We start from the raw sequence: 24048 nt of genomic DNA, 5'->3' as shown, positions 1-24048 counted from the left end.
ATCTATTATCTTTTTTATGAAAGCCTCCTACCAAAAATACATCTTAAACTTCAAACGACCTTCTGGAACCTCTAGAGGCGTTATGAACGAAAAAGAAACTTGGTTCATCATTCTAGAAGAGAACGGAAAAAAAGGAATAGGTGAGTGTGGCATCCTTCGCGGATTAAGTGCAGACGACAGACCCGATTATGAAGAAAAACTACAATGGACTTGCCAAAATATTCATCTTGGAAAAGACCAACTTTGGGAGGCGCTTTTAGAATTTCCTTCTATTCAATTTGGGGTTGAAATGGCGTTCCAATCGTTAGCCTCAAAAAATCCTTTTTTATTGTTTCCATCGGAGTTTACCGAAGGCAAAAAAAACATGGACATTAATGGTTTGGTTTGGATGGGTGATGAGGTGTTTATGAAGGAGCAAATTGAAGAAAAATTAGCGCAAGGTTTTCATTGCATCAAACTAAAAATTGGTGCTATAGATTTCCAAAAAGAACTCGATTTATTGCACTTCATTCGTCAAAATTTTGATGAAAATACTATCGAAATTAGGGTAGATGCTAATGGTGCTTTTAGTGAAGATTTAGCTTTAAATAAATTGAATCAATTAGCTGGTTATAAATTACATAGTATCGAACAACCTATTGCAAAAAACCATACTGACACTATGGCAGAGCTGTGTAAAACCACTCCAATTCCTATTGCTTTAGACGAAGAACTTATTGGTGTGTTTTCATACGAAGATAAAGAACAGCTTTTGCAAAAAATAAAGCCACAATACATCATTTTGAAACCTAGTTTTGTAGGCGGATTTCGTGGTACAAAAGAGTGGATTGATTTAGCTAAAAAACACAATATTGGTTGGTGGATTACTTCTGCTTTAGAAAGCAATATCGGTTTAAATGCCATCACACAATGGACCTATTTACAACTAAATCCAATGCCTCAAGGACTCGGAACTGGAGGATTATATACCAATAATTTTGATAGTCCGTTAGAAGTAAAAAATGGGCAAATTGCTTACAATACTTCTTTAGATTGGGAGTGTAAATTAATCTAATTATTACTTCCGAATTTCATTAAATTTTCGTATATTTGATAGGCGATTTTATTCGTTTAATACCTTTTCAGATGCGATATTTTCTAATTTCTTCCATAGTCATAGGTTTTCTATTGATTTCTTGTTCTAAAAAAGAACTAACCGAAACACAACCTAAAAAAGGTGATGTAACCGAAAGTGTTTATGCTTCGGGAATTGTAAAAGCCGAAAATCAATATATTGTTTTCTCAACGGTTAATGGTGTTTTACAAACTATAAATGTTGAAGTAGGACAAACCATAACCGAAGGGCAAGCTTTATTTCAAATAGAAAGTGATAAAGCAAACCTAAATACTGAAAATGCTCAACTGGCTTATCAACTCAGTAAACAAGACAATAATTACATTCGAGATAAAATTTCCGAAATGGAAACTAAGGTTCAAGCTGCTAAAGATAAATTGGCGTTGGATTTGTCCATTTATAACAGAAATAAGAACATCAAGAAATACAATATCATTTCTGAAGTAGATTATGAAAGGATTGAATTGGCTTATAAAAATTCTAAATCCAATTATGAAGCAGCTGTAAAGCAATTAGCACAACTTAAATCGCAACTGCAAAATGACCAAACTCGTAATAGTATCAACTTAAAGATTAGTCAAAAGACTAAAGCTGATTATACGATTAAAAGTGCCTTCTATGGAGAGTTATTTGATGTTTTAGTCAAAAAAGGCTCTATGGTTACTACACAAACACCACTAGCCATTATTGGAAAGAAAAATTCGTATTTGCTCGAATTAGAAGTAGATGAAAACGATATGGTTCGCGTTAAATTAGGTCAAACCATGCTAGTAAGTATGGATAGTTACAAAGGAAAAGTATTTGAAGCAACCGTTGATAAAATTTATCCAATTATGGATGAGCGTTCCAGAACATTCAAAATAGAAGCTCATTTTTTAAATACACCACAGCAATTATATCCAAACTTAACAGCCGAAGCTAATATTGTAATAAAGGTTAGAAAAGACGTAATTACTATTCCGAAAAGTTATCTTATTGATGGTGAATATGTTTTGGTTAACAAAGACGAGAAACGTAAAGTAAAAGTAGGATTAAGCGATTACCAAAATGCTGAAATTTTATCAGGTTTAACGGTTGACGAAACCATTTATTTACCGCAATAATGAATTTCAAACTAATTTTTAATATTGCCATCCATTTACTTAAAGCCAGACTCAAACAAACTATTGTGGCTGCAGTCGGAGTTACGTTCGGAATTGCAATGTTTATCGCTTTAGTGAGCTTTATGAATGGTTTGAATGATCTATTAGATGGGTTAATGTTAAATAGAACTGCTCATGTTAGACTTTACAACGAAATAAAGCCTACTTTAAAGCAACCTATTGAATTGTCTGAAAAATACAAGAACAGCACTAATTTCATAAGTTCTATTAAGCCCAAAGACAGAGGAAAAGCCATCTACAATAGTCAAGCAATTATCAATTATCTAAAGCAAGATAACCGTATTATTGATGTGGCACCCAAAATCAATGTACCTGTTTTTTTTAATTCCGGAACCATTGAAATTTCTGGAGTTATTAACGGAATTGATGTTTTGCCAGAAGAAAAATTATTCAAAATAAGCGATTATATTATCGAGGGTAAAGTGGCTGATTTGATTCAAAACAACAGTATCATTATTGGTAAAGGATTGGCTGATAAAATGTTACTTGCTGTTGGTGATATGATAAAAGTAACCTCAGCAAAAGGAAATCTTGCGTCGTTAAAGATTGTTGGAATTTCACAATTTGGTATAGCTGAATATGATAACACAATGAGTTATACTTCTTTGGCAACAGCTCAAAAATTGCTTGGAGAGTCTACAAATTACGTTACAGACATACAAGTAAAATTGTTTGATATAACCACAGCTCCGAGTGTTGCAGTTGAATTTCAAAACAAATTTGAAATCGATGCAATTGATTATCAAACGGCCAATTCACAATTTGAAACAGGAAGCACAGTGCGAAGTATTATTTCCTATGCTGTTGGCGTTGTGTTGCTTATAGTAGCTGGATTTGGAATTTATAATATTCTAAACATGATGATTTTTGAAAAAATGGACAGTATTGCCATTCTAAAAGCAACTGGTTTTTCAGGTAATGACGTAAAATGGATTTTTATTTTGTTAGCGCTAATCATCGGATTGGTTGGTGGTGTTTTTGGATTGATTTTCGGATTTGTATTTTCTTCAATCATAGATGTAATTCCGTTTGAAACGGCTTCTTTGCCTACAATAAAGACTTATCCAATCAATTTCAATCCATTGTTTTACGTAATCGGAATTGTTTTTGCATTGCTAACGACCATTATCGCTGGACTTTTTCCAGCACTCAAAGCCAGTAAAATTGATCCTGTAGAAATCATTAGAGGAAAATAAAATGAGTAAAGTATTAGAAACAAAAGGTTTGACCAAATATTTTTACGACCCAGTTAAATTTCAAGTGTTGAAAGGAATTGACATGACCATAAATCATGGCGAATTTGTTTCCATAGTCGGAAAATCAGGTTGTGGAAAATCTACATTACTGTATTTACTTTCAACAATGGATACCGATTATGAAGGACAATTGTTTATAAACGAAGAACTTATAACAGGAAAATCAGATAAAGAATTAGCCGCAATCCGCAATGAAAAAATTGGTTTTGTATTTCAGTTTCATTATTTACTTTCCGAATACAATGTGCTTAAAAATGTCATGTTGCCAGGAATGAAACTAGGAAAACTATCAAATTCTGAAATCGAACACAATGCGATGGATCATTTAAAAACTCTTGACATGCAAGAACAAGCTCTAAAAATGCCAAATCAATTGAGTGGTGGACAAAAGCAACGTGTAGCTATTGCAAGAGCGTTAATCAACAATCCATTAATTATTATGGGCGATGAACCAACAGGAAATCTGGACAAAAAAAACAGCGACTTAGTTTTTGATATTTTCAAAAAACTTACGTTAGAAGAGAAGCAAACGTTATTAATAGTAACCCACGACAACGATTTTGCAGCAAGAACCAACAGAATCATAACAATGGAAGATGGAAATATTATTTAAAACCTAACACCTAACACCTAACACCTAACATCTAACACCTAACACCTAACACCTAACACCTAACACCTAACACCTAACACCTAACACCTAACACCTAACACCTACTTCACCACAATATCATATTTCTCCAAAAGTCCTTTCAAACCATCTTGAGAGAAAACAGCTTTTTTAATTTTGTTTTTATCTGGGTCGAAAGCGTAATCATAGCTGGTAGAAAAATCAGCTTTATTGGCGATGGTGTCAATAAAAACAGCTCTTCTTAGGTTGCAATTGTCAAACAATACTTCGGTTAAATCACTGCCCATAAAGTCGGCTGAAATCAAACTACAATTGATGAACTGCATTTTCTTGAGCTTTAAAGCATAAAATTTAGCGTAGTCTAACAAGCAATCTTTAAAGTGGAATTCAAACAGTACTTGGTCAGTCATGGCAAAATTCACATTCGTGAAATTACATTTAGTAAAAAACACACCACGTAGAGAAATATAATTGATTTTAGTTTCCGCAAAATTGCAATCAAAGAAATTACAATCAATAAAAGTTACCGTTTGAAACGTACAAGCTCTGAAATCGCAATTGTAAAAAGTACAATTCTCAAAATCTTTAAACTTGGTATTGGTATCGTCAAACGTTTGGTCTCTAAATTCTTGGTCTAAAATATAATCGGTGTGCATGTTTTTTATTTTGTGAGCGTAAAGTTAGGGAAAAATAGTGTTCAGTTCTCGGTTTTCAGTTCTCAGTATTCAAGTTTACAACCACCGTCACTTCGAGTGTTTTTTATATAATTGCGACCAAGCAATTGTATATAAAATTTATCGAGAACTTAGAAGCAATAAATAACATTCTTTAACTGTGTGCTCCAAAAAAATCCGCCTCAATCCGCGTTTGCGTAGCATCCGTTTCATCCGCGTTCCAATCTTAACACAAAAGTCACAAAAGATTTTAAAGATTTCTCAGATTATTTCAATCTGTGTTCCAAAAAATACATTGTGTAACTCTGTGCCAATCTCCTAGCAACTCTGTGCCACCAAGTTCAGTATTCAGTGTTCAGTGTTCAGTTCTCAGTATTCAAGTTTACAACTACCGTCACTTCGAGTGTTTTTTATATAATTGCGACCAAGCAATTTTATAAAAAATTTATCGAGAACTTAGAAGCAATAAATAACATTCTTTAACTGTGTGCCACCAAAAAAATCCGCCTTAATCCGCGTTTGCGAAGCATCCGTTTCATCCGCGTGCCAAAACTAAAAACTCACACCTTTTTGTTAATAAATTCCAATAATATTATTTCATATAAACCCAACGATATAATACATTTGAACGTAATGAAAACTTATGTAAAATGAGAATAGAAACCGAACTAAAATTAGGATTTAAAGATGTAATGATAAGACCAAAACGTTCTACGCTTAACAGTAGATCACAAGTGTCATTAGAAAGAGATTTTAAGTTTAAACACAGTACCGTTACATGGACAGGAGTTCCAATTATGGCAGCTAATATGGATACTGTTGGAACTTTTGAAATGGCTTTAGCTTTAGCAAAAGAAAAACTATTTTCATGCATTCATAAGCATTATACCGTTCAAGAATGGAATGATTTTATAAAAAAAGCACCATCTGATATTTGTGATTATATTGCAGTAAGCACCGGAACAGGCAAGGCAGATTTTAAAAAGATTGCAGAAATTTTTGAACACAATCCGCAACTCAAATTCATTTGCATTGACGTAGCTAATGGCTATTCTGAGCATTTTGTGGCGTTCTTGAGACAAGCGCGCAAACAATATCCTGATAAAGTTATCATTGCAGGAAACGTTGTTACTGGCGAAATGGTAGAAGAATTACTTTTAGAAGGTGCAGATATTGTAAAAGTAGGAATCGGACCAGGTTCGGTTTGTACTACAAGAGTTAAAACAGGAGTAGGGTATCCACAACTTTCTGCAATTATTGAATGTGCCGATGCAGCTCATGGTTTGGGCGGACATATTATTAGCGATGGTGGCTGTGCCATTCCAGGTGATGTTTCTAAAGCATTTGGAGCTGGAGCTGATTTTGTAATGCTTGGCGGAATGTTAGCCGGACATACCGAAAGCGGTGGTGAAACAATTGAAATTAACGGAGAAAAATTCAAGCAGTTTTACGGAATGAGTTCGGAAACCGCAATGAAGAAGCATGTTGGAGGAGTAGCGGAATATCGAGCTAGTGAAGGAAAAACGGTTCAAGTTCCGTTTAAAGGCGATGTAATTGATACCTTGCATGATATACTTGGTGGCATTAGAAGTACTTGTACTTATGTTGGGGCTTCCAAGTTGAAAGAATTAACTAAAAGAACGACTTTTATTAGAGTTTTAGAACAAGAAAATCGAGTTTATACCAAATAGTATGTCAGATAACGAAACGTCCTTTTTCAAATATTGTCCCAATTGCAGTTCGCAAAACCTAACTTATGTAAACAATTTCAAGTTGCATTGTTCCGATTGTGATTTTGTTTTGTATCACAATATTGCTGCTGCCGTAGCCATAATTTTCACTTATGAAGATAAAATTCTTTTCACAGAAAGAAACGTCGATCCAGACAAAGGAAAACTAGATTTACCAGGTGGATTTATAGATCCAAATGAAACTGCAGAAGAAGCGGCTTGTCGTGAAATAAGTGAAGAATTAGGATTAACAATTACTTCAAATGATTTGACCTATGTAACCACAGCACCAAATAATTACCTTTATAAAAATGTGCCATATAGAACTATGGACATCTTCTACGAATGTCAACTCAATAGTGATGTAATTTCCATCAATGCAGCCGATGAAATCAAGTCGCTAATCTGGATAAAAAGAAGCGAAATCGACTTAAATAAAATCGGATTTGTATCTATTCGAAAAGTTATTGGTGAACGTTACATCAAATAATAAAGTTACTTTAACTAAAAATTAGTATTCGTTCTGTTGGGTTCTAAACTTTAAATAGTAATTTTATATGCTATGGAAAAGAACACTAGAAAAGGATTTTTCTTCAAGAAATACGAAGCACCCAATCTTTCGCCATTTGATAAACTTTTTGATATTTTCAAAGAGTTAATCACGCACACTTCAGGCGACTTTGATGAAGCCATCGATTGGTTACGACAGTTGGACGTTGAATATAAATTAACGGACGAAAACTACACTATCGACGATTTTATTGAAGACTTAAAGAAAAAAGGATACATCCGCGAAGAACTAAAAGACGATGGAACTTCGGGAACCGGAATTACTGCCAAAACAGAAAGAGCCATTCGTCAAGCGGCTTTAGACCAAATTTTTGGGAATCTTAAAAAATCAGGTACCGGAAATCATAAAACTAAATATTCAGGAAGTGGTGATGAAAAGACAGGCGAATTTCGAGACTATCATTTTGGTGACGGCTTAGAAAGTATTTCGTTAACCGAAAGTCTGCGAAATGCACAAATCAATAATGGAGTTGATGATTTTAAGTTAACCGAAAATGATTTGGTTGTTGAAGATGCTCAATTCAAATCTCAAATGAGTACCGTTTTGATGATTGACATCAGCCACAGTATGATTTTGTATGGTGAAGACCGAATCACACCAGCCAAAAAAGTGGCTATGGCTTTGGCAGAATTAATCACAACACGTTACCCAAAAGACACCATTGACATTCTAGTTTTCGGAAACGACGCTTGGCCAATCGCGATTAAAGATTTACCCTATCTAAAAGTCGGACCTTATCACACCAATACCGTTGCCGGATTACAATTGGCAATGGACATGTTGCGTAGAAAACGAAATACCAACAAGCAAATATTCATGATAACAGACGGAAAACCAAGTTGCGTTCGTGAAAAAGACGGAACCTATTACATGAACAGTAATGGTTTGGATGAGTATATTGTAGAGCAATGCTACAATCAAGCGGCACAAGCCAGAAAATTGCATATTCCAATAACAACGTTCATGATTGCAAACGATCCGTACCTGCAGAAATTCGTAAACCGATTTACCGAAGCCAATCAAGGAAAAGCATTTTACACTGGACTCAAAGGTTTGGGAGAAATGATTTTTGAGGATTATGAGACGAATAGGAAGAAGAAAATAAAATAGTTTTCAGATAGCAGATTACAGATGGCAGATTTCAGTTTTCAGATAGCAGATATGAGATTTTAGATATCAGAATTCTATTACCATCCAAAAAATCCGGAGGATTTAAACCTTTATAGAAAATAATATAATATTAAAAAAGAATCCAGCGGATTCAAACGTTTATAGAAAATAATATAATATTAAAAAAGAATCCAGCGGATTCAAACGTTTATAGAAGATGAAAGATATAAAAACACTAGCAGAATTAAAAAAATCCGGTTGGATATCGAGAAGTATTAAAGACGAGTTGCGTGATAATTTGCGAACTAAAATAAAATCGGGTAAACCAGTTTTTGAAGGTGTTCACGGATTTGAAAACACCGTAATTCCTGAATTGGAACGTGCCATTTTATCACGTCACAACATCAATTTACTTGGACTTCGTGGTCAAGCGAAAACGCGTTTGGCTAGAAAAATGATTGAATTATTAGACGAATATATGCCGATTGTGGAGGGTTCAGAAATTAACGACGATCCATTAAATCCGATTTCAAGATTTGCTAAAGATTTAATTGCTGAAAAAGGTGATGCTACTTCAATAAAATGGATTCACAGAAGCGAACGTTTTTCTGAAAAATTAGCTACACCAGATGTAACAGTTGCCGATTTAATTGGTGATGTCGACCCAATAAAAGCCGCTAACTTAAAATTATCGTATGCTGATGACCGTGTAATTCACTTCGGAATGATTCCAAGAGCAAACCGTTGCATATTTGTAATCAACGAATTACCTGATTTACAAGCGAGAATACAAGTGGCTCTATTCAATATTTTGCAAGAAGGCGATATTCAAATTCGTGGTTTTAAAGTGCGAATGGCATTAGACATGCAATTTGTTTTCACAGCCAATCCAGAAGATTACACTAATCGTGGAAGTATTGTAACACCATTGAAAGACCGAATTGGTTCCCAAATTCTAACACATTATCCTGAAACGGTTGCCATTGCTAAAACGATTACGCATCAAGAAGCTAAATTAGACCAATTACAATCAGATGCAGTTCATGTTCCCAATTTAGCGAAGGATTTGCTAGAACAAATAAGTTTTGAAGCAAGAGAAAGTGAGTATATTGATGCCAAAAGTGGTGTAAGTGCGCGTATGAGTATCACAGCTTATGAGAATTTACTAAGTACTGCCGAAAGAAGAGCTTTGTTGTCTGGAAGCGATAAAACGTCAGTACGATTATCCGATTTTATGGGAATTATTCCTGCCATTACGGGTAAAGTTGAATTGGTTTATGAAGGTGAACAAGAGGGTGCAGCAGTTGTAGCACAATATTTAATAGCAGATGCCATTAAGACGTTCTTCCCTGCTTACTTTCCCAAAATTGAGAAGTTAGAACGTGATGCTGATTCCAGTCCGTATGCCAAAATATTAGAATGGTTTTTTGCAGAAACAGGTTTCGAATTGTTAGACGATGCTACAGATGAAGAATACAAAAAACAATTGGATGCCGTAACACCATTAGAAGATTTAATCCAAAAATACCAACCAGAATTCCCAACAGAAGACAAGTATTTCTTAAAAGAATTTATACTTTGGGGATTGGTAGAATACGATAAACTAAGTAAAGATAGAGTAGATGTAGGCTATCAGTTTAAGGATTTGTACAGCAGTTATATCAATAAACTATAAATAGTAATAATCGAGAATCTTAAACAGGTTCTCGATTTTTTTTAGACGATTCTTTTCAGCCTTAAATTCCGCCACTGATTCACAGATTATTCTATGTGCTCTATTTAAAGCGAAGCGACTTTATGTTCATAGAAAAACTATGTTTCTATGTGGTTAAAAAATTCCATTGTGCAACTCTGTGCTAAACTCAGTGCAACTCTGTGTTCCAAAAAAAGCCACCTCGACCTACGGCCACTCCTCCAGAGGAGGAGAAACCTAAAAAGAAATCCGCGACCATCTGCGTTTGCGAAGCAATCCGTTTCATCCGCGTTCCATTTTCCAAACAAACGCCACACTCATAAAAATTTGTAACTTTACCCCATTACAAATCCACAATGACAGCCGACCAACCCAAACCCAACCATTTCAAAGCCCTTACAGGAGTTCGTGCCATTGCAGCCATAATGATATTTGTTTACCATAACCGCAAGTATTGGAAAGACGATATACATCCAGAGTTGTTTCGCTTTTGTAACGAACTAAATCTAGGCGTTCAGTTGTTCTTTGTGTTAAGCGGATTTCTTATTGCTAAAAGCTATGGAAGCAAACCTTTACAATCATTAACGCATTACAGGAAGTATTTCGTCCAACGAATTGTTCGCATTATGCCTTTGTATTGGTTGTTGCTTACATTATATTATTTGGATTCAGGATTTGGTAACTACCGTTTTTCTTTACCTCATTATCTTTTATTACAAGGCTTTTCTTCAACCCATTCCTTAGATGCTATTTCACAATCTTGGTCACTTACGGTTGAGATGACTTTTTATGCTTTCGCACCATTGATGCTATTACTTTTAGAAAAGCACCTCAAATACCTACTACTTTTTTTGATAGTACTATTTACAACTACATTGCTGTTAGGTCATTTGTGGACACTTTACAACGGAAATCCCGATAAGTATTTGGTTCCCATAGATTTTGTAACCATGAGCACTTTTGCAGGTCAATCGCTCTTATTTTTTGCCGGAATATTTTTAGCCTACTATCCTAAATTTTGGAATCAAATTCCTTTTTCTAAATATGTCACTGCTATTGGTGGTTTAGGTTTTGTTTTAACCTTGTATGTTATCGGATGGTTCCAAGAGAGTAGAGTAGATCACGGCACTAACCATTGGCAAGGTAAACTATTGTTCTTTATTGTTTTGCCTTTTTTTATAGTACTACTATTTCAAGGTTTGATGAGCCAGCGAACTTATTTACAGCAGTTTTTATCATCCAAAGTTATGGTCTTGTTGGGTAACGCTTCTTTTGCTTTTTATCTAGTTCATATAAGTTATGTTAATTTGAAACTTAAATCTTTTGTATTTTTTCCCGACCGAAATTTTATACTTTTATGGTTGGTATCCATTGCTTTATATTACGGTTTTGAAAAACCAATTTATGATTGGTATAGAAAGAAGCGGTCATAGAGGTGTTATAAATACAAACAGCAAGCGATACTATACGTTAAAAATAAATTTACAAGTATGATAAATAAACAGTTACTTCTTTTAGGAATAGTTTTACTAGTAACAGCTAACATAAACGCACAAAACAAAGACTATTTCGATTCTAAAAAGCCAATTGAAGAGCGCATCGATTTACTAATGAATCAAATGACTTTAGAAGAAAAAGTAGGTCAAATGAATCAATATAATGGATTTTGGGACGTTACAGGTCCGACTCCTAAAGGTGGCACAGCTGAAATTAAATACGAACATCTTCGAAAAGGATGGGTAGGCGCAATGCTTAGCGTTAAAGGTGTTAAAGAGGTAAAAGCAGTTCAAAAAATAGCAGTGGAAGAAACCAGATTGGGAATCCCAATACTATTCGGATTGGATGTAATTCATGGTTATAAAACATTGAGTCCAATTCCTTTGGCTGAAGCAGCAAGTTGGGATTTGGAAGCTATTAAAAAGTCAGCTCAAGTAGCTGCCGATGAGGCCTCTGCATCAGGAATTAATTGGACTTTCGGACCCATGATGGACGTGTCTCGAGATGCTCGTTGGGGTAGAGTAATGGAAGGAGCAGGTGAAGATCCTTTTTTGGGTAGTAAGATAGCGGTGGCAAGAGTGCAAGGTTTTCAAGGTGAAACTAGTGCCGATTTAGCTAAAGCAAATACTATTGCGGCTTGTGCCAAACATTTTGCTGCCTATGGTTTTGTCGAAGCCGGTCGCGAATACAACACTGTTGATATCAGTAATTCTAATCTATATAATCTTGTATTACCTCCATTTCAAGCGGCTAAAGAAGCTGGAGTTAGAACCTTTATGAATTCGTTTAGCATTCTAAATGGAGTTCCAGCTACAGGAAGTAGCTTTTTGCAACGTGAACTTCTGAAAGGAAAATGGAACTTTGATGGTTTTATTGTATCCGATTGGGGATCCATTAGAGAAATGAAAAACCACGGATTTGCAAAAGATGCTGTCGATGCTACAGCCAAAGCTGTTATAGCAGGCTCTGATATGGATATGGAATCTCATTTTTATGTTGCAGAATTAGTCAATTTGGTTAAATCTGGAAAGGTAAAAGAAGCATTGATTGATGATGCCGTTCGAAGAATACTTCGAGTAAAATTTGAATTGGGACTTTTTGACAATCCTTATAAATACTGTGATGAAGCACGAGAAAAAGCAGTTGTAGGAAGCAAAGCCATCAATGAGGCTGTTTTAGATATGGCAAAAAAGTCAATTGTATTATTGAAAAATGAGAATAATCTATTACCATTAAAGAAATCCGGACTTAAAATTGCGCTAATTGGTTCCTTAGCAAATGATAAAACAAGTCCGTTAGGTGGTTGGAGAGTAGCTTCAGAGGACGGAACGGCTGTTTCTGTTTTGGAAGGGATGCAAAGTTATAAAGGCAATACGGTAGCTTTTGAAAAAGGAGCCGATTTGACTATTGGAAAAACCACTTTTGTAAACGAACTAGTTTTCAATACCACAGATAAAAGCGGATTTGAAGCCGCTAAAAATCTTGCTAAGAATTCAGATGTTGTAGTGATGGTTCTAGGCGAACATGGCTTTCAATCTGGAGAAGCTAGAAGTCGCTCCAATTTAGATTTACCTGGCGTTCAACAAGAGTTGTTAGAAGAAGTTTTTAAAGTTAATCCCAATATTGTTTTGGTTTTAAATAATGGAAGACCTTTAGTGCTATCATGGGCAAAGGAACACATTCCGGCTATTGTAGAAGCTTGGCAACTTGGAACACAAACAGGTAACGCAGTAGCTCAAGTAATATATGGTGATTACAATCCGAGTGGCAAATTACCAATGAGTTTTCCAAGAAACGTCGGACAATGCCCAATATACTACAATTATTACAGTACTGGAAGACCAACGAATGATGAGAAAAATGTGTTTTGGTCACACTACACCGATGTTGAAAACACACCTTTATATCCTTTTGGCTATGGCTTGAGTTATACCAAATTTGAATACAAAAATCTAAAAGTTAGTAAGCCAGAATACAATAAAGGAGAAACGGTAAAAGTCACCATAGAAGTTACCAACACTGGAAATTACGACGGAAAAGAAGTAGTGCAACTCTACCTTCACGACGTTGTGGCAAGTATAGCAAGACCCGTTCAAGAACTAAAAGGATTCGAACTAACCAATTTGAAAAAAGGTGAAACCAAAACCATAACATTCACGCTAACCGACAAAGAATTAGGATTTTTCAACAACGAAGGCAATTATCAAGTAGAACCAGGCACCTTCAAAATAAGAGTAGGCGGTAGCTCCGATAGTGGTCTTGAAACACAATTTGAGTTAAAGTAGTGGCTTCGAGTAACCTCAGCCACAGCATAGCGTAGGCAGGGCTTCGAGAGCATTTCGACAAGCTCAACGTGGCACCTCAGCCACCGCTAAGAAATTCTCATAAAACAAAATATCTACGTTGGCTGAGGCCACTCGAAGCCAATGTTACGTGAACACCTCCGTTGGCTAAGGTTCTTAATTGTAGAATATTCTCCGTTGGCTGAGGCCACTCGAAGCCAACGTTACGTGAACGTCTTTCAAAAACTTTTTTTAAGCAAAACATCTCCGTTGGCTGAGGCCACTCGAAGCCAATGTTACGTGAACACCTCCGTTGGCTAAGGTTCTTAATTGTAGAATATTCTCCGTTGGCTGAGGCACTCGAAGCCAACGTTACGTGAACGTCTTTCAAAAACTTTTTTTAAGCAAAACATCTTCGTTGGCTGAGGTCACTCGAAGCCAACGTTAAGCCAACATCCTTCAAGCCCCTTTTTATCTTACTCAAATCGATTGATTTTTAAAGACTTATATTGCTTTTAAGCCTTTAATCTGTTTTTTATTACGTTAATCGAGTTTATTTCATGCATACTTTTAATAAGTTGTAATTTTTCACAATAATTAAAGATTTTAGATTTTTTTCAATGCAAATTTCTTTAAAAAAGACAATTTAAGATAGCTAAAACAGTTTATTAAAATAAGGTTAACCTGGAAACAACAACAAAATGAGAAAGATTATTTATGCAATTTTATTTAGTACTACTTTAGGATTTCAAATGAATGCTCAAGTAGGTATAGGTACCACTTCTCCTAATTTAAGTTCTAGCTTAGATGTTAGTTCTTTAAATACAGGTGTCTTAATACCTCGTGTAAGTTTAACTTCAACTACTGTTGCCGCACCAGTAACCACACCAGCAACATCGTTATTAGTTTACAATATCAATACAGCTGGAGATGTTACGCCAGGGTATTACTACTGGAATGGAGTTTGGATTCGTTTAGCTACTGGAAATCCTTGGACGATTACTTCTAACATTTTTAATAATAATGGAACACATTCTATTGTAACCTCTATTCCCTCTACTATTACTTCAGCTAGGGCTGCTTGGTTGGTAGGAACAAATGCAGCATCCACTAATGCTATTACTGCTACTGGATTTTTAGGTACAACTACTAACCAGCATATTGATTTGGTTTCTAATAATATTGTAAGAGGTAGATTATCCAATTTAGGTGAATTTTTTATTGGAACTACCAACACTGTTTTGGCAGGAGATTTAATGAATGGTGTCGGCAATGTTGCTTTTCCATGGGCAGTTAATGGTTATTCCTCATTTAATGGTAGTGGAACTTTCGGACAAATTACTAGTGGTACAACGGTTTTTGGCGGTGTTCAAGGTGAGTATAATGGAACAAGTTTAACTGGTGCAGGTGTGAGAGGAATAAGTTTTAATCAATCCACTGGAGTTAGCGGACAAGAAATATCATATAATGGTTGGGCAGTACGTGCAGATGGTGACATAGGAACATCAGGTGGTTATTTCATAATTTCTGATGGAAGACTTAAAAAAGAAATTGCACCCATTGAAAAAGCATTAGACAAAATACTTAAAATTGAAGGTGTGTCTTATCATTATGATACCGAAAAATACAAAAAATACTCCTTAAATCCACGTCACCAATTAGGCTTTATAGCTCAAGATTTAGAGAAAGTTTTACCAGAAGCCGTTGTTACTAAAAATCTTTCTACTACCAATACCAGTAGAGAAGAAGGAGGTAAGGATGTAGAAGTAATGCAAGTTAAAACCGTAAACCTTGATGCTGTAATTCCAGTATTAGTAGAAGCGATTAAAGAACAACAAGCTCAAATTGAAGATCTTAAAAAAGAAATTCAATTGTTGAAAAACAACACAAAACCATAAGCAGGGCTTCGAGTACCTCAGCCACCGCTTTAAATAAAACATCTACGTAAGCAGTGGCTTCGAGTAACCTCAGCCACCGCTAGAACCTTTTTTTAAGCTACATATCTCCGTTGTCTGAGGTCCTTAAATGTAGGATATTCTCCGTTGGCTGAGGCCACTCGAAGCCAACGTTACGTGAACATCTTTCAAAAACTTTTTTTCAAGCAAAACACCTCCGTTGGCAGAGGTTTTACATTGAGGCTCTCGAAATGCTCTCGAAGCCAACGTTACGTGAACGTCTTTCAAAAACTTTTTTTCAAGCAAAACACCTCCGTTGGCAGAGGTTTTACATTGAGGCTCTCGAAATGCACTCTAAGTCAACGTTACGTGAATTCCTCATGACCTAATAATCAATGAATTTTGTAAACTTTTGTGATAGTTTTATAACTCTTTTAGCATAGTAGCGCCTAACTTTGTTAGAAACAATAATCCACTAAATTTTAATAGTATGAAAAAAGTAATGTTAGTGATACTACTTTTTGCAGGAATCTCATTTTCCTCAGCACAAGTAGAAAAACAAGACGACCTACAAGAAAATATTCTAGATAAAATAGAACAAGAACCACAACGACCAACTCAAGTAAGATTGGAACGCGCCTCTAAAATTGAAGCACAAAGAATACACGCTGAAAAAAAAGCCGAGAAAAGAGCCGAAAAAAAAGCAAAGAGATTAGCAAGAAAACTCGCTAGAGAAAAAGCAAGACAACCATCTGTTCGACAAGAATAGTACTCTCAGTAAGCAGTGGTTTCGAGAGCCACAACCACCGCATGACGTAAGCAGGGCTTCGAGTAACCTCAGCCACCGCTAGAACACTTCCTTAAGCAAAATATCTCCGTTGGCTGAGACTCTTTATTATAGGATATTCTCCGTTGGCTGAGGCTCTCGAAGTCAACGTTACGTGAACACCTCCGTTGTCTGAGGTTTTTTATTATAGAATATTCTCCGTTGGCTGAGGTAACTCGAAGCCAACGTTACGCAAACGTCTTATTGTTGCCTGAGGCCACTCGAAGGCAAATCCCTATAAGCCTTCGCTAATTCAGGTAGCAAATCAACATTACCTTCCATTAAAGCTTCTTTCTTTTTTCTACTCCAACCTTGCACTTGTTTTTCACGATAGAAAGCCTCATCAATTCTTTGGTATTCTTCATAATATAATAGAGAAACAGGCAATCGTTTCTTAGTATGATTCGCGCCTTCACCATTTTGATGTTCCGCCAATCGTCTTTCTAAATCATTCGTACTTCCAGTATAATAACTACCATCCGAACAAAGTAAAATGTACATATAACCTTTCATAAAAATAATATATATAATAAGCAGTGGCTTCGAGTAACCTCAGCCACCGCATCACGTAAGCAGTGACTTCGAGTAACCTCAGCCACCGCATCACGTAAGCAGTGACTTCGAGTAACCTCAGCCACCGCTAGAACTCTTCTTTAAACAAAACACCTCCGTTGACTGAGGCCACTCGAAGTAAACGTTACGTGAATACCTCAGCCACCGCTAGAACTCTACTTTAAACAAAACACCTCCGTTAGCTGAGGCCACTCGAAGTCAACGTTACGTGAATACCTCAGCCACCGCTAAGAAACCTTCCTCAAGCTACATATTTCCGTTGGCTGAGGTTACTCGAAGTCAACGTTACGCAAACATCTTAAAACCAATCATTCATCATCATCATCATCATCAAAATCCAAAAAATCATTGATATCAAATCCTTCATTTAGACCATCATCTACAGGAGGAGTTGCGCCTTCTGGATTAAACAATTCCCATTCATCCCAATAATAGTTGGTGGTGTCAAAACTTTTTACCCATTCTATAAAAAGTAGTCTAAAAGCATCAATTTCATTACGAATCAACTTCACATATTCTAAATCTTTATATTCTTTATGAAATCGTAGGCTTCCTACTTGAACATACAGATGCATTGCGTGTTCTCTAATAATAGCTGCATTTTGCATTCTTATGCTATACATATCGCCACCTTCAGCACCAGCAATTTTTGCCGGAATAATCATAGCGTCTTCCATCATTAAATGTTTTGTTGCTTGTATGTATTCATCCTCCTCAGGAAGTGAAGCAACTAAACTTTGCACCAATTGAAAAAGCAATTCCGCTTTTTGATAAATAGGTAAGTTTTTTAGTTTGTCTAAGGCCATAACGGTAGTATATTAATTACAAATCTATAGGTTTGTCCTCTTTATGTTAACGAGCAATCACATCAAACCAATTCAATATTTTAACTCCAATATTTTCGTCTAATTTGTTTTCCTCAAAAATCGATATTTTTCCTAAGGCGCATGCATGATGTTCATTTTTATGCTCAATTTTTTCAAATGAAACAAAGCTATCATCATTAATCATTGATGGTGTATTTGATGGATACAACAACATGGCTTTATCAGATTTCCAATAATCATTATAAACATACATCTGTCTCAAATCATTGGTTGATGGTTCAGAATAATCTATGTTTTTCCATTTGGTGTCAATGATGTATTTCTGACTTCCTTTCTCAATTACTATATCAGGTCGAATAGAAATAGTTTTCCAAAACGTTTTTGATTCTTGACCATAGATAGTTACCTCTTTTGGAGCAGCTTGTTTCAATCTTATCAAAACATATTCTTCCCAAAGCGAATTCATATCAAACAACAACGCCAACATTCGTTCATTGCCACTAGACACATTGGGCGCATAATTCAAGATAATTAATCTTGCTATAGCCAAAGCCGTTTCATAAGGAGCCGTTTTTCTATTCTTTGGTACTTTGGTAAAAGTAGCTTCATTAACATTGATGCTTTTTACTTCTGGAAAATCCAATTGCACGGTTTTACATTTACTATATAGATAATTGCCTTTACTGCATTTTTCTACAATGTCTAAAGCTTTATATAAAATTTGATGTACCAAATGGTCTTTGTCGTACACTTGATGCGTAGTGTAAAATCGTTCTTTATGCACCAAGTTCTTATTGATATGACCAGCAAATTCTAGCTTACCTTTTAGCGCTTTTACATTACTGGTTTCTTTATAATATTGTTTGATTAAACCTTGATGGAGTAGGAGTTGCACCTCATTCAAAAACCACTCAAAGTAAATGTCTAACAGATGAATTTGTTGTTTGTTTACATCAGCTTCGCCTACTTGTTGCACTTTTAGTTTTCGGGTTACTCGAAGCATATTGATTAAAGCCTTTTGCCAAACCGCTTCGCTCTTTCCATCATTATCTATCTTTGGCAGAATCTCAATCGTTAAGCCATCTACTTGAATAACGCCTACGTATTGCTTGAACACAATACCATTATGTTTTAAATCAAAATACTTGTAGTAATGCAAAGCATTAAGTTTTGACAATGCCACAAAATGACGTTGTTCAAACTTTCCTTCTATTGCTAGAAAGCTATGTTCAAATACTTGTATAACGTTTTGTTTTAACATAATTAAGCTAATAATGTTGTAATAGCTGTATCAAAGTCAACCTTATCAAAAGGAATTAACTCATAAGACTTAATAATATCCACTTCGTTTTTAGTCTCAAAATCTGCAAAAATAGATTTGTCATTTGTTTTAGCTATGCTTTTCTCTCTTACAAATCCTTTTCCTAGAACCAAACCTATTTTTCCATAATCATTATAAAAATACTCTTGTAATAAAGGAATTATTTCATTTTCAAACGAACTCTTAAAATCTGGTTTTATAAAATAAGCATGTCCTAGTGTATGGTTTCTATCCAACAGTACTTCAATTCGATTGTTGATTTTTTCCATTATTGCGTTACGTGAATAATCCGTAAAACCTTTTCTATTGACAACTTCGCTATTAGGCATTAATTCTTTGAAAGTAAACCTTCTTCTTAAAGCCGTGTCTAAAGCTTCTACACTTCGGTCGGCTGTGTTCATGGTGCCAATAATGTATAGATTTGAAGGGACACCAAAAAATTCTTTACTATATGGTAATGTTATTTCTATAGCTTCATCTTTTCCAATCCGTTTATCCTCTTCAATTAATGTGATTAACTCTCCAAAAATTTGAGAAATATTACCACGATTTATTTCATCTATTATGATTACATAGTTTTGTTTGTTCTGTTTATACTTTTCATCTAGGTTATTTATTATCTGATTCTCATTTAATTTTAATTCCTTTTTCATGAAAGCAACTATGTCTAACATATCTTTTTGAAATGCACCAGAAGGTCTAGCTTTTTTATTATGAAATGCATCATATACATTTTGCTTAGTTATAGTAAATGTGTATTGTGATGGTGAATTTAAAGAAGAATATTTAAGCGAATTTTTTGTAGATAATCCGTAATCCCATGAGCCTATTTTCAACAATTTTTTATTTGAAATTTGAGATCTAACCAACTCTATTAGTTTATTCCAACTATCCTCAAAATTATTTACAATTACTTGTGATTCTTGTGACTCTTGTGATTGTGCTTTATTTCCTATGGCTTTAAAAATACCATCTTGTATTTCATAACTTAAACCACCATCTTCTTCTCCACGCATAACTGGTTTTATCCCTTCCACAAAATCCTCATAACTCATGCTTTGATGAAACGTTGTAAATACGATTTGCCCCAATTCAAACAATTTCGTGTATTCACCACTGATTGCTTTTCTTCTTTCCGCTTCAGACAAATTCTTGTCTAAATCGTTAATGAATTTAGCATTAATGATACTAACTGCCAATTCTTTGGTAGTATAGGTTTTCCCAGTTCCTGGCGGACCGTAAAGGATTTGATTTAAAGGAAAGTTGTTTTCTTTATTTTCTGTTTTAGTTTCCAAGGCTGTTGCTTTTTTTAAGTCGTAATAATCAGATTCTAGATTTTTTATGGTGCTGATACAATAATCAATTAAATCATCCCAATTATTGAATGCATCACTTTTAGGTCGATTTACAATTTTTGAATTATAAAAATCACCTCTCTTTTTTAGGTATTCAATTCTTTTTTTGTCAGTATCAGCTAAACCTACTGTGTCAATTTTTATGTTGAAATGAAAATCACTATCAAGTCCAATTGTAAATGCCAACCATTTGTCTTCGTTGTCTTTTGATGTAGGATAAATTTTAGACCATATATAACCTTGAAAGTAATTGGCTTGATTCGTAGGTTTTTTTAATAAATTAAATTTTCCTTTTGTGAAAACTTCTTTTTGAACAATCTCAGTTAGATAGTGTAATTTTTCATAAGCTAACTTTAGTATGTCGTAGTATTTATTTACTTCTGGTTTGGCTCTGTCACAAATTAAACCTTGTGATTTATTTAATATCTCAAATTCTAACGCAGTAAAAAAATCAATATGGTGATTTCTTGTTTTTTTTGTACTACTTATCCATTTCTCTACATTTTCACCTTTAAAAAGTAAATACTTTAAAACACTATTGGTAGTATTGGCTTCAGTATTCCAAGTGGCTCTTTTAGTATTTTTTATGCTGTTGTATTGTAATAAAAATTCCTTGGTATGATTTTCTATAATTGTTAGCGGTATCTCATTCCAAGCATTTATTTCAAAAGAGATTAAAACTTTGTTTTCTGGCTTGCCGTTAAATTTCTCTTCAAAAGTTACATTCAATAAACTTTTATTGCTTTCATAGAGTTCTTTATCCAAAATCATGGCTATTCTTGCCTTGCCATTTTCTTCTCTAAAAGCAAACACAGCTCGCATCCCAATAATAACCATTGCTTGTTTTTTAGCATCTCGCAAAGCCATCCTGATTTTATAAGGATTGATTTCGTTATTATTTATGATATTATGAAGATAATTTAACGCGTCTTGAAAAATAGCACTGGTTTGTTTTAAACTTTTATGAAAAGTTACAAACGATTGCGCTTCGGTATTGTCATAAACTAAATCTTCTATAACTTCAAAATCAAAAGCTTCACAAAAACCATCTCTATTGGCTGCGTTGGAACTAAAATCTTTGCTTTTAAAATCAATTTCACAGAAAATGGCTAATTCACTTACAGTATACTTGAACGGAAGTATTTTACCATTTTTAGATAGTTTATATTTCCAATTCTCTTCCTCAACCTTTTCAGGTGCTTCTTTTGGCGCAATAGTATCCCACCAAGAGTTGACTTGTTCGGGTGTTAGGGCTTTTATAAATTCGTTGAATGTCATTTATTGTTTTTATTATATTAAAAGTTTATTCCAAACTATTTCAAAATTAGAGTTCGATAAATTTCCTTCAAACACTTCAATTCTATTTTGATAAACTTCGTTTACTATTTTTAATAATTCTTTTTTTAATGAATCACTACAATTTACACCAAGATATAAAGCTTTGATATCTTTTTTTCTGTATGCTATTTTTCTAGAAGAATCATCTGATAAATTATTTCTAATACTTCTTAATTCTTGTTCATATTTCCATTGTTGTGCTTTTGTGAAAATTACATGAAAAATTGCATCTTTTTGATTCTTATAATACTCAGCTTGTAAATAATTGTCAACATAGTTTACATCAAGAGGATTAATTCCTTCTAAATCTTTATTTGAATGAAACTCAAGACAAAATCCTGTATGATTTGTTGCATAATGTGACCACATTAAAATTGAATCAACTTTTCTACTAAAACAACATATCCCAAGTTTTGTAAAATTATCTTTTAAGATTTCTTCTTTATCTTTTATTCGCTTTCTTTTATTTGTTTTTTCAAAACTGATTAAATTGATGTTACAGTCAAAAGGATCATTAAAATTTTTATAATTGGAGAAGAATAAATAGCCTTGTTTAAAACTTTCTACATTGTAGTTTTGATTGCCAAAATATTTAAAAACGGTTTGCGTAACACCTAGATTATCTCTGAGTTTAGACAATGTTATTTGATTAGTTATAGTTGGAGCTATTTCAGTTTTTGGTTGATTCAGTTTATATTTTAAAAACTCAAATTCAAATTCATTAATTTTTGAATTTGGGTTTGATTCAATTTTAAATCCACCTAAATTAAGAATAGAAATACCTTTTTCAAGACTAATGTTTAATTCTCGAAGTACTTTATTAATTCTGATAGTTCTTTCTAATTTCATTTAATGTTAACTTTTACCTGCAACGCATCTTTCAAAACCTGCTGCAACAAAATTTGAATTTAATCTTTACTTTTCTGTAAACCATCGCAATATTAAATCAAACTCTTTATTTTGGTCTTTAAAAACGATAGACTTTGAGCAGCTGTGCTTCTTTGTTTTTGTATACTTTAAAGATATTGTTATTGCTTAACATTTGTAAAATAAGGATCATCTGAATTATTTGCCCAATTGCCAGGAGCATAACCAAAATTCATTTTATCACAATAAATCCCTACAATATTTACTAATACATTTTTGCCTCTACTTGAATTAGGTGCATTTTCAATTTTTTGTGAGTTTGGTGGAATGTTATAAATGGTAATTTCTTCGGTTTTGTAACATTCTCCGCTATCAATTTCATAGCAAATAGTAACGTTAATTTCATCTATTTTGTATTCGGTTTTGTTTGTTGCAATTATTTGTAAATTTTCAATCCCACCAATGTTGTAATACGTAAAATCATTCGTTGCTACAGAAATATAATCTGACCAATTATTTCTATATTTTTTATTCTTTTCTGTTATGGCAGCATTAATACTTGCTCTTTTGTCTTCTTTTATAATAGAATCCGACTTAATAGTAGAAAGTTCTATTTCGGCAGTACTTGGCTGTGATGTAATAAATGAAAATGCAATAATCGCAAGTAGTAATACACTCAATCCAATGACAACATTTCGTATCGTTTTTGATTTCTTTGATTCATCAACCACTTGGGATTCTCTATTTGTTTTATTAAAATTTGGTGGATGAATTGAGGTGTTTTGATGAGCTAAATTATCAAATTTTGGTGGTAAAGCATTTGATGCTATTATTGATTTTAATTCTTCAACATTGCTAGCTGTAGTCCAATTGGGTAATCCTTCATACCAAATAGGAGTATCACCTTTTATTTGCATTGTTGCAAGTTCTTCTATATTGAATGGCCCATTTTCTGTTTCGCCATTGTGAATAAAATATTTTTTCATTCTTGTAATTTTATTTATTTGATTTTTAATTAATTATTCTAATATTATAATTCTTAAATAATTTATAGGTTCTTTTTCTGAACTAATAACCTCATAGTAACCTTCAACATTTTCTCTTTTCTGGTGTTAACCCTTACAACTCTATATCCATTACGACCATTTTGTCATGTTGACATAGGAAACATCGCACTAGTTACTCACGTGTTGTGTTATTATCATTTGAGATTCTTCGTGCCTCAGAATGACAAAAAAATGGAATGACAAAAACATTAACTATTCTCAACAATCTCAATTTACTCACTCTTTTTTATTGTTTTTTGGTATTCATGAATAAAAATC

The 24048-nt window shown here is 34.1% G+C and carries 19 protein-coding genes; 12 read left to right on the top strand and 7 right to left on the bottom strand.

Features of this window, described 5'->3' with window-relative positions; translation table 11 throughout:
* Positions 1-16 precede the first annotated feature (16 nt).
* The 4 genes from ABD766_RS13475 to ABD766_RS13460 all read left to right on the top strand — a co-directional run bounded on the left by ABD766_RS13475 (position 17) and on the right by ABD766_RS13460 (position 4146).
* Positions 17-1054, top strand: a complete 1038-nt coding sequence (locus ABD766_RS13475; protein ID WP_344817168.1) for an o-succinylbenzoate synthase — start codon at positions 17-19, stop codon at positions 1052-1054.
* A 71-nt stretch (positions 1055-1125) separates the two neighbouring features.
* A complete protein-coding gene (locus ABD766_RS13470) occupies positions 1126-2217 on the top strand; it encodes an efflux RND transporter periplasmic adaptor subunit (protein ID WP_344817167.1) in 1092 nt (363 codons plus the stop codon).
* Positions 2217-3473, top strand: coding sequence for an ABC transporter permease (locus ABD766_RS13465; RefSeq protein ID WP_344817166.1), 1257 nt, complete (start codon positions 2217-2219; stop codon positions 3471-3473). The genes ABD766_RS13470 and ABD766_RS13465 overlap by 1 nt, the downstream gene beginning before the upstream one ends.
* Before the next feature lies 1 nt (position 3474).
* A complete protein-coding gene (locus ABD766_RS13460; RefSeq protein ID WP_344817165.1) occupies positions 3475-4146 on the top strand; it encodes an ABC transporter ATP-binding protein in 672 nt (223 codons plus the stop codon).
* Positions 4147-4247: 101 nt separating this feature from the next.
* On the opposite strand, the gene ABD766_RS13455 is transcribed toward ABD766_RS13460, so the two are convergent.
* Positions 4248-4820, bottom strand: coding sequence for a pentapeptide repeat-containing protein (locus ABD766_RS13455; RefSeq protein WP_298308570.1), 573 nt, complete (start codon positions 4818-4820; stop codon positions 4248-4250).
* A 668-nt stretch (positions 4821-5488) separates the two neighbouring features.
* On the opposite strand from ABD766_RS13455, the gene ABD766_RS13450 reads away from it, so the two are divergent.
* The 8 genes from ABD766_RS13450 to ABD766_RS13415 all read left to right on the top strand — a co-directional run bounded on the left by ABD766_RS13450 (position 5489) and on the right by ABD766_RS13415 (position 16385).
* Positions 5489-6529, top strand: coding sequence for a GMP reductase (locus tag ABD766_RS13450; RefSeq protein ID WP_344817164.1), 1041 nt, complete (start codon positions 5489-5491; stop codon positions 6527-6529).
* Between the two features lies 1 nt (position 6530).
* The gene (locus ABD766_RS13445; RefSeq protein ID WP_344817163.1) at positions 6531-7058 is read left to right on the top strand and encodes an NUDIX hydrolase; all 528 of its coding nucleotides are present in this window, start codon (positions 6531-6533) and stop codon (positions 7056-7058) included.
* Between the two features lie 72 nt (positions 7059-7130).
* A complete protein-coding gene (locus ABD766_RS13440; RefSeq protein ID WP_344817162.1) occupies positions 7131-8249 on the top strand; it encodes a vWA domain-containing protein in 1119 nt (372 codons plus the stop codon).
* Between the two features lie 217 nt (positions 8250-8466).
* Positions 8467-9924, top strand: a complete 1458-nt coding sequence (locus tag ABD766_RS13435) for a MoxR family ATPase (RefSeq protein ID WP_344817161.1) — start codon at positions 8467-8469, stop codon at positions 9922-9924.
* Between the two features lie 374 nt (positions 9925-10298).
* Entirely contained in the window at positions 10299-11375 is a 1077-nt protein-coding gene (locus ABD766_RS13430) for an acyltransferase family protein (RefSeq protein WP_344817160.1), read from the top strand.
* 57 nt (positions 11376-11432) lie between these two features.
* The gene (gene bglX, locus ABD766_RS13425) at positions 11433-13724 is read left to right on the top strand and encodes a beta-glucosidase BglX (RefSeq protein WP_344817159.1); all 2292 of its coding nucleotides are present in this window, start codon (positions 11433-11435) and stop codon (positions 13722-13724) included.
* 698 nt (positions 13725-14422) lie between these two features.
* The gene (locus ABD766_RS13420) at positions 14423-15619 is read left to right on the top strand and encodes a tail fiber domain-containing protein (protein WP_344817158.1); all 1197 of its coding nucleotides are present in this window, start codon (positions 14423-14425) and stop codon (positions 15617-15619) included.
* Between the two features lie 487 nt (positions 15620-16106).
* Complete coding sequence (locus ABD766_RS13415) at positions 16107-16385, top strand: hypothetical protein (RefSeq protein WP_344817157.1); 279 nt, start codon at positions 16107-16109, stop codon at positions 16383-16385.
* A gap of 258 nt (positions 16386-16643) precedes the next feature.
* Here the strand turns inward: ABD766_RS13415 and ABD766_RS13410 are convergent, their stop codons facing one another.
* The 6 genes from ABD766_RS13410 to ABD766_RS13385 all read right to left on the bottom strand — a co-directional run bounded on the left by ABD766_RS13410 (position 16644) and on the right by ABD766_RS13385 (position 23709).
* Positions 16644-16943 carry a GIY-YIG nuclease family protein gene (locus ABD766_RS13410; protein WP_344817156.1) on the bottom strand — a complete coding sequence of 100 codons (300 nt, stop codon included), beginning with the start codon at positions 16941-16943 and terminating at the stop codon, positions 16644-16646.
* Between the two features lie 380 nt (positions 16944-17323).
* Entirely contained in the window at positions 17324-17821 is a 498-nt protein-coding gene (locus tag ABD766_RS13405) for a hypothetical protein (RefSeq protein ID WP_344817155.1), read from the bottom strand.
* 46 nt (positions 17822-17867) lie between these two features.
* The gene (locus ABD766_RS13400) at positions 17868-19103 is read right to left on the bottom strand and encodes an McrC family protein (RefSeq protein WP_344817154.1); all 1236 of its coding nucleotides are present in this window, start codon (positions 19101-19103) and stop codon (positions 17868-17870) included.
* A 2-nt stretch (positions 19104-19105) separates the two neighbouring features.
* Positions 19106-21796, bottom strand: coding sequence for an McrB family protein (locus tag ABD766_RS13395; RefSeq protein ID WP_344817153.1), 2691 nt, complete (start codon positions 21794-21796; stop codon positions 19106-19108).
* Between the two features lie 12 nt (positions 21797-21808).
* Positions 21809-22705: a DUF2971 domain-containing protein gene (locus ABD766_RS13390; protein WP_344817152.1), complete on the bottom strand. Its 897-nt coding sequence runs from the start codon at positions 22703-22705 to the stop codon at positions 21809-21811.
* Between the two features lie 179 nt (positions 22706-22884).
* The gene (locus tag ABD766_RS13385) at positions 22885-23709 is read right to left on the bottom strand and encodes a DUF4339 domain-containing protein (RefSeq protein WP_344817151.1); all 825 of its coding nucleotides are present in this window, start codon (positions 23707-23709) and stop codon (positions 22885-22887) included.
* Positions 23710-24048 lie beyond the last annotated feature (339 nt).

Source organism: Flavobacterium cheonanense, from assembly GCF_039539185.1.
Taxonomy (GTDB): domain Bacteria; phylum Bacteroidota; class Bacteroidia; order Flavobacteriales; family Flavobacteriaceae; genus Flavobacterium; species Flavobacterium cheonanense.
The sequence above is the reverse complement of the archived record's forward strand: the minus strand, read 5'-3'. Positions and strand labels throughout refer to the sequence as shown.